Origin of the sequence: Streptomyces sp. NPDC012474, assembly GCF_042955185.1 — a bacterium.
GTDB lineage: Bacteria > Actinomycetota > Actinomycetes > Streptomycetales > Streptomycetaceae > Streptomyces > Streptomyces cahuitamycinicus.
The window spans coordinates 1-7386 of record NZ_JBIBEP010000047.1 but is presented as its reverse complement, the minus strand read 5'-3'; the positions used below and the strand labels follow the sequence as shown (position 1 = coordinate 7386).

Sequence of the window (7386 nt, the reverse complement as noted above, 5' to 3'; positions counted from 1 at the left end):
ATGAAGGCGCTTTCCTCGTGAGCGAGCCCGTTGTCCATGGCGCCAGCCTAGAAGGCAGGCAAGAGGACCCTGCCGACTCACCGGACAGGCCCTAGATGGCACCACGACCGACGCCGTCCGTCCGGCAGCGCCGGTTCGGTCGAGAACTGCGCCGGCTACGCGAGGCCGCTGGAATGTCCGCCCCGCGGGCGGCCGAACTGCTTGGCACAGACCGAACCACCATCTCCAACGTGGAGTCAGGGCGTTTCGGCATCAGTGAGCCTCGACTCCGCCGCCTGGCCAGCATCTACGAATGCGACAACACCAGTCTCGTCGACGCACTCGCCGCCATGACTGGCGGGCGGACGCGCGGCTGGTGGGACGAGTACCGCGGCAAGATCCCGCCAGACTTTCTCGACGTGTCCGAACTGGAACACCATGCCTCCAGCCTGCGCACACTTCAGATGGCACACATCCCCGGCGTGTTTCAGACCGAAGAGCACGCGCGTGCGCTGTTCGACTTGTACTTTCCCGCGTTGCCACGTCTGGAGGTTGAGCTACGCGTAGCACACCGCCTGTCACGCCACCGAGTGGTCGAGGAAGGGGCTGTCCCCTACACGGGGCTGGTCCATGAAGCCGCGCTCCGGTTCCAGGTCGGCGGACGCCAGACAACCAAAGGCCAGCTCAACTGGCTTCTGACCGAAAGCGAACGCACCAACGTAACGCTGCTCGTGATCCCGCTGGCCACGGAAGGTTTTCCGATGGCCGGGGACACCATGATGTACGTGTCGGCCTCCGATTCCCACCTCGATACCGTCGAGGTCGACTCCCCCACCGGCGCGGTGTTCTTCGACAGCCCAACCCAACTGGCCAACTTCCGGCGACGGCTGGACTTGGTCGAACAGGTGGCGTTGAATCCGAAGGAGTCGAGGGACCGGATCCTCGAAATCGTCGGAGAACTCTAGAAGGTGCCGTGCTGCCCGAACTGAGATGGACCAAGTCCTCCTACTCCGAGGCGGCCGGAAACGCGTGCGTCGAGGTCGCCACGTCACGGGACGGGATCGCCGTGCGGGACAGCAAACGCCCGGCGAACGCGTTCATCACGGGCCGGGCGTCATTCGGTGCGCTGATAGAAGGCCTCAGGTCCGGTTCACTCGGGACCGGCCGCTGAGCAGGTCTTCGATCACGCCGTGCTGGATCGTGCGGAGCTTGGCGATCTGCCCATGCAGAGAATCGACTGCGCGAATTCCTGTACGCCAGGTCTCCACGATCTTCCGCTGCTCCTCGATGGGCACCACCGGGAACGGGGCATCCGCCAGCAGTTTTGAGTTGATCGTGTAGAGGCCAGAACTCGTAGCGCACCGGCTGATCCAGTAAGAGCGAACAGCCTCCGAGTTCAGCCACAACATCGCGAACTCCGGTACGACCTCGTCGCGGTCGAACCTGAGCCGGAAGAGGTGGTTCTGGTAGAGCAGCCCCTCTTCGACAGGACCAACAAGCGCAGCACGACCGATTTGCTCCGGATTTGCATGCCCTTCGACCACCAGAACGTCACCGGCCTCCAGCTCGTACCTGGGACGGTCGTTACTGGTCGACTCCAGGGAAGCGACGTCCGAGGTGTCGATCCATCCCATCCGCACGTTGGCCACACGCAGGTAACCAGTGGCCCGCTTCTGTGGGGCGCGATGCGCCCCCAGCGTGATGCCCGGATCACAGGAGATCATCATCGTCTCCAGTGTCGCACCTGAGCTGTCCTGACTCCGAAGCAGTGCGGACACTGCGGCCGAGAGCAAGGTGCTCCGCTTTTGCGCGACTCGTTCGAGGTTCCCGATCCGCCGCTCGAACGCCTCGTGCGCGGCGACGATGTCGCGTTGTTCGGACAGCGGCAGTCGCGGAATCTCCAGCGCTCGTACGTCGGCCTGCGACACCTTGTACTGGCCGCTGGTCCCGCGCATGGCCGCCTCAATCTGCCGCCGCACAGCAGCTGAGGTAAGCACAATTCCCAGGAAGCCCGGATCCAGCACGTCAGAATCAGCAATCAGCCGGAACACCAAGTCCGGCAGAAGCAGTCTCGAGCGGACCTGATTCACCGTGCAGGCGACGCCCACCAGCGCCTTGACCCCGTTGGCCCGGGACATGAGGACATCGCCGGGCCGTACTTCAAAGGCGGTCCTTGGCAGGACCTCGCTGGGAAGTCGCTTCGCCTCCGAGGCAAGAAACTTCCCCGACGTGACCGCGCTGAGCTTCAGAACACCCCACTCGTCCATGGCCGGTCGCGCCGAGTCGCAGACCGGACTCCATCCGGTCTCGACCTTTCGCAGCACACCCTTGAGAGCCACCATGGATCGAACCTCAACGCCCATAACCCAGTGCCCCCAGCCACTCCGCAAGCCCCTTCGCCGCGTCGCCGCTGGCGCCTTCCAGGTCCGTCAGTGACACCTCGTACTTCTCGGCCCAGCGTCGGAAGGAAGCGACGATCTCGCGGCGGCCCGTCGCAAGCGCCACGTTCAAGCGGTCGGACAGGTCGCGTCGAAGAACCGCGAGGACGATCTCCTCCGGGCCGCCCGCCTCGGACAGCTTCCACTCGGCCGCCTGCTTCAACTCCGGCAGGAAGCTGTCGTCCAGCGCCTTGCGCTTCTTGCGCACCGCCGTCAGGGCCTTCTTCGCTACCGCCAACGCCTTGTCCAGGGCGGCGAGTTCCTCCGGGGCGACCGACTCCACCGCTTCCCCGGACGCGGAGTCGGACTCGTCGTCCGTTGCCGTACCCGCATCCGCCACCGCCGACCTCGCCTCAGCCGCCGTCTTCGCCGCGGCCTCCGCCTCCGCGACCGCCACGTCCGCCGCCTTGACAGCCTCCAGGAACTCCGGGATCAACTCCCGTACGACCGGCTGGTCGAGGGCCCGGCGCCGCTCCGCCGGCGAGACCGACGAGCGCTTCGCATCATCCGCGCCGCCACCCGGGACCGCCGGGTCGACGATCGCCTCGACGGAGTCGACCCAGCCTTCCAGGACCCGCTCGAAGCCGCCCGCCGCGAGGGCCTTCATGTCGTAGCGGTTCTCCGTCCACCACGCGGCGATGATGCCGGCGGTCGTGAACTCGTCGAGGACCCCGGCTCCGCCGACCGCGGCCGTGAACCCATCGAGAAGCCCGCTGCGCAGGTCCATCAGCTTCCGGTCCGCCGCGAGCTGCGCGAAGAGACCGGAGCTCTTCAACCACCACTCGTCGTACGTCTCGCGCAGCTCCGACTCCCGCGCGTATGTCAGTCGCGGAATACGGGCGGCCGTCGCCTCCGCGCCCTCCGGCAGGTAGTCGTAGTAGTCACCCAAGCCCGAGCCCGTATCCGCGTCACCGTCCCGGCGCGCGAACAGCGAAGCAGCGTCGACTCCGTACGCCTTGAACAGCTTCTCCTTGGCCGCGACCTCGGCGACGGGCACACCGCCGTAGAGATGCGCTCGTACGTCCTGCGGCTCAGCGGGCGGTGAGTTGTCCACCCACCGGCGGATGTTGAAGTTCGCCTCTGGAACGCCCTTCGCGTCAGGGGTGAGAAGTTCGTCGTGGTGGACCTCGCGCGAGTAGCCGTCGATGAGACGCCATTCGCGGAAGACCGTCACGATCTTCTCGATGTGTTCGGGGCCGAGTTCGTTCTGGTTGCGGCCGGAAGTGAAGTCCCGGTCGGCGTTGATGAAGAGGACCTTCTGCAGGCGCTTCGGTTCGGTCTTCCCGTGCGGGGGTCGCAGGATCAGGATGCAGGCCGGGACGCCCGCGCCGTAGAACAGGTTCGGGCCGAGGCCGATGACGGCTTCGACGCAGTCCGCGCGGAGCATCCCGATGCGGATCTCGCGTTCCTTGCCGCCCCGGAAGAGCACCCCGTACGGCATGACGACGGCCGCTCGCCCGCAGTCCTCCTCCAGGACGGACACCATGTGCTGGACGAACATCAGGTCGGCCTTCTTGCCGCTACCGGGCGTCCAGCCCCAGTGCATCCGCTTGCCATGGTCCTCGTCGGCCTTGGCAACGGCGTCCTCGTCGTACGGGAGCGAGAACGGAGGGTTCGACAAGATCGCCGAGAACTTGCGCAGCCGCCCGTTCTCGTCGAGGTGGAGCGGCTCGGCGAGCGTGTCACCGTGCTGGAGATCGAAGCTGTGGATGCCGTGCAGGACCATGTTCATGCTGGCCATGGACCAGGACGGGCCGTTCTTGTCCTGCCCGTTGACCGACAGTTCCTCAGGGTCGCCGCCGTGCTCCTCGACGTGCTCGCGGGCCGCAATCAACATGCCGCCGGAGCCCGCGCACGGGTCGTACACCGACTCCCCGGGCTGCGGGTCGACCAGGCGCACCATCATCCGCACCACCGAACGCGGCGTGTAGAACTCGCCGCCGCGCTGGCCGGCCGAGTCCGCGAACCGGCCGAGAAGGTACTCGTAGGCCGCACCCAGCATGTCGGGGAACTCGAAGTCCTCGTTGCGCAGCCGGTAGAGGCTGAAGTGCCGGATCAGTGAACGGAGTTCGGGATCGGTGAAGCGTGGCTTGGTACCGACCACCTCGTTGAAGCTGATGTGCGAGGCGATGCCCGCGAGCAGGTCGTTGCCCTCTTGGAGCGCCACCAAAGCCTCGTCGAGGCCCTGGCCGACCTTCTCGGTCAAGGCCATGATGCCGGGCGCCGGGCTCTGCGGCTTCTCCGGGTCGTGGTGCGGTCCACGCCACCAGCGAGCTCGCGGCGGCACATAGAAGACGCGCGGATAGGCGGCCGGGTTGTTCGCCTTGGCCAGCGCCTTCGCCTCGTCGCCGCCGGTCTGCGCGAGCCGCTCCTCGTACACCCGCTTCCACTCCGGCTCGAACTCGTCCGAGGCCCGCTTCAGGAAGAGCATCCCGAAGATGAAGTCGCGGTACTCGGAGGCGTCCATCCGGCCGCGCAGGATGTCGGCGGCCGAGAAGAGATGGCGTTCGAGCTCGGGCAGGGTGATTCTGGCCACGCGCTGATCCTTCGTATGGAAATGGAGGTGCTACGGAAGACTAGACGGCTCGCGACCCAAGGGCCCAACAGGACATTTGGGCCGCCATGGCCGGGTATGCCGCGCCGCCGCTCAGACCTTCACAATGCCCAGGCTGACCAGGAGTCGCCACACGTCGGTGGACGGGTCCCGGTTCAGGACGTCGCAGTCCTTGGCGTGCCCCGAGCGGGCGGCCCGCTCCTTCGCCGAGCGGTCGTACTTCGGCGCCTCCAACGTGGCGTTGGCGGGCTTGCACGAACCGTGCTCGCACTGACCGACCAGGGCTCGCGCGTGCTGCACCGCCGCCTTCTCCTTGCCCTTCAGCACCTTGGTACGGGCATCGTTGAGACCCTTGTCCGGCTTGTCGAACCGCTTGTACGCGGGGTCGGCCTTGCGCAGCTTCTCCAGGACGTGCGTGTTCTTCGCCGCGCCCTGGGCGCCGCCGAACGGCTGGAAGTGCAGCAGCAGCCACAGTTCGAAGGAGGGGTGGGAGAAGCAGACCTCGGTGTTCGAGGCCGCTGCGGCCTCGAAGGCCTCGGGGATGTCGTGGTGGCTGTCCCGGTCGAAGAGCACCCAGGTCTCGTCCTCGCCCTGAGCGGCCTCGACCACCGCCTTGACGGCGCGGGACGGGATCAGCCCGTCGGCCTTGCGGACCGGCTTGATGGTGAAGGGCGGTCGGCCCGTCTTGCTGTCCCCGCTCCCGAACTCCTTGTTGAGGTACCGCAGGTAGTCGTACTCGGTCGCCTCGCCCTCGCACCCCACGTAGAGCACCCGCTCGCGACGCGAAAACGGCGAGGGAGGCGCCTGCGGCGGCATCACCAGGCTCGCCGCGTCCTTCTTCGACCTGCGCCTGCTGCTCATGCTGCGTGCCCACCCCGTTCGCTCACGCCGTCGCTGCCGCCTTCTCCTCCAGCCAGGACACCTCGCGGGCGATCTCGCCCGGGGTCACCCGGGGCACCCCTCCGTACCGGCCGCGCAGATAGCCGCGCTCCAGGTCCTCGCCCTCCTCCGGATGGGCGGCAACCAGCGGATACAGCTCGCTCGCGCCGGACTTCGTCTTGGCGGTGAGCCACACCTGGTCGCGGCGGAGCGGACGGTCGAGTACGGCGTTGCCGAGCAGCGTGGCGTCATGGGTGGTGAAGATCAGCTGGGCGCCCTTGGTGTTGGCCTTGCGGTCCTGGAAGAGGCGGACGACCTCGGCGGCCAGCGTGGGATGCAGACTGGAGTCGAGCTCGTCGACCAGCAGCGTCGTCCCGCTGTCGAGGACCGCGAGCATCGGGCCGAGGAAGGCGAACCACGCGTGCGTGCCGAAGCTTTCCTCGGTGAGGAAGTCGAGGGGAACCGCTTCCGCACCCTCCGTCCGGTGCCTAAGAGAGACCGCGCCGGTGTCCGGATCGAGATCGAAGCCGCTGACGCCCAGGTCGGCGGCGGCCAGGAGCTGGGCGAGTCGTTCGCGGTAGCCGGTGTCTGCATGGAGTTCGGTGAGGCGGCGCTTGGTCCAGTCGGCACGGTGGCTGATGTCCGCGCCCGGGGTCATCAGCCACAGGTTGTTAAGGAACCAGCGGTGCAGGGCGGACAGCTGAGGGTCGTTGAGGGTGGCCGCAGTGGAGAGGAAGAGGGCGTTCGGCCGGGTGAGCGCGACCAGGTCGGCGCGGCGGCCGGTGAAGGCCGGGCTCTCGAAGAGGTACTCGTCGCCGTCCTCCGCCGGGCGGTCCGCCTCCCTGTCGAACCAGACCTGCCGGATGCCGTCCGGGTAGGCGTGCAGCCATTCGGCCTCCACCCGGTCGTCGGAGAGTTCGAAGCCGTACGTGTAACGGACAGGGGTGCGGGCGCCGAGGACCAGGTCGACCTCGAAGAGGGTGGTCTCCTCGGCGCTGGCGGCGTCCAGTTTGAAGGGCTGCCGGTGAGGTACCCCGGGATACTTGGCCCAGTCCGCGAAGGAGGTGCGTACCGCCTCCCGCATGGTGTGGAACGCGCTGAGCAGGTTGCTCTTACCGGAAGCGTTCGCGCCAAAGATCCCGGCAACGGGCAGCACGGGCACGTGCCCGCCACCGTCCTGAGCGATCCCGCTGTCCCGCGCGACGCTGTCGGAACTGTCAGCACCGTCTGCTGCGGCGACAAGTGTCAGCTCGGCCTCGCCCCGGATCGAGCGGTGATTCGCCACTCGAAAGCGCAGAAGCACCGTCCACCTCCCGAAGGGGCGGGGAGGTCCCGCCGCCGGCTCACACTGTGCGGGCGTTCCGCGACAGCCAGCCTATGCCGGGTGGTCGGGCCGTGCCAGCTCCTGCGGGCTCTCAATGATCATCAGGCTGTGGCACTCGCCGTCTCCCGGGTCGTCGCCGTGATCGTCGCCGAGCCCACCACGCGCGTGCCGTCGTACAGCACGATCGCCTGGCCGGGGGCGACGCCGCGGAC

Annotated in this window: 7 protein-coding genes; 2 read left to right on the top strand and 5 right to left on the bottom strand. The window is 67.4% G+C overall.

Features of this window, described 5'->3' with window-relative positions:
- The first annotated feature begins 95 nt into the window (after window positions 1–95).
- Together ACFY9S_RS40550 and ACFY9S_RS40545 are read left to right on the top strand one after the other, a co-directional pair.
- Window positions 96–944 carry a Scr1 family TA system antitoxin-like transcriptional regulator gene (locus tag ACFY9S_RS40550; protein WP_391139151.1) on the top strand — a complete coding sequence of 283 codons (849 nt, stop codon included), beginning with the start codon at window positions 96–98 and terminating at the stop codon, window positions 942–944.
- Window positions 945–952: 8 nt separating this feature from the next.
- A complete protein-coding gene (locus ACFY9S_RS40545; protein ID WP_391139149.1) occupies window positions 953–1150 on the top strand; it encodes a DUF397 domain-containing protein in 198 nt (65 codons plus the stop codon).
- Here the strand turns inward: ACFY9S_RS40545 and ACFY9S_RS40540 are convergent.
- The 5 genes from ACFY9S_RS40540 to ACFY9S_RS40520 all read right to left on the bottom strand — a co-directional run.
- Window positions 1119–2321 carry a hypothetical protein gene (locus ACFY9S_RS40540; protein ID WP_391139147.1) on the bottom strand — a complete coding sequence of 401 codons (1203 nt, stop codon included), beginning with the start codon at window positions 2319–2321 and terminating at the stop codon, window positions 1119–1121. The two genes, ACFY9S_RS40545 and ACFY9S_RS40540, sit on opposite strands and share 32 nt — an antisense overlap.
- Window positions 2322–2331: 10 nt before the next feature.
- Window positions 2332–4953: an N-6 DNA methylase gene (locus ACFY9S_RS40535; RefSeq protein WP_391139145.1), complete on the bottom strand. Its 2622-nt coding sequence runs from the start codon at window positions 4951–4953 to the stop codon at window positions 2332–2334.
- 111 nt (window positions 4954–5064) lie between these two features.
- Window positions 5065–5832, bottom strand: a complete 768-nt coding sequence (locus ACFY9S_RS40530) for an RloB domain-containing protein (protein WP_391139144.1) — start codon at window positions 5830–5832, stop codon at window positions 5065–5067.
- Window positions 5833–5854: 22 nt separating this feature from the next.
- Window positions 5855–7012 carry an AAA family ATPase gene (locus ACFY9S_RS40525; RefSeq protein WP_391139142.1) on the bottom strand — a complete coding sequence of 386 codons (1158 nt, stop codon included), beginning with the start codon at window positions 7010–7012 and terminating at the stop codon, window positions 5855–5857.
- A gap of 263 nt (window positions 7013–7275) precedes the next feature.
- On the bottom strand, window positions 7276–7386 hold a 111-nt coding region (locus ACFY9S_RS40520; protein WP_391139153.1), incomplete at its 5' end, for an aminomethyltransferase beta-barrel domain-containing protein.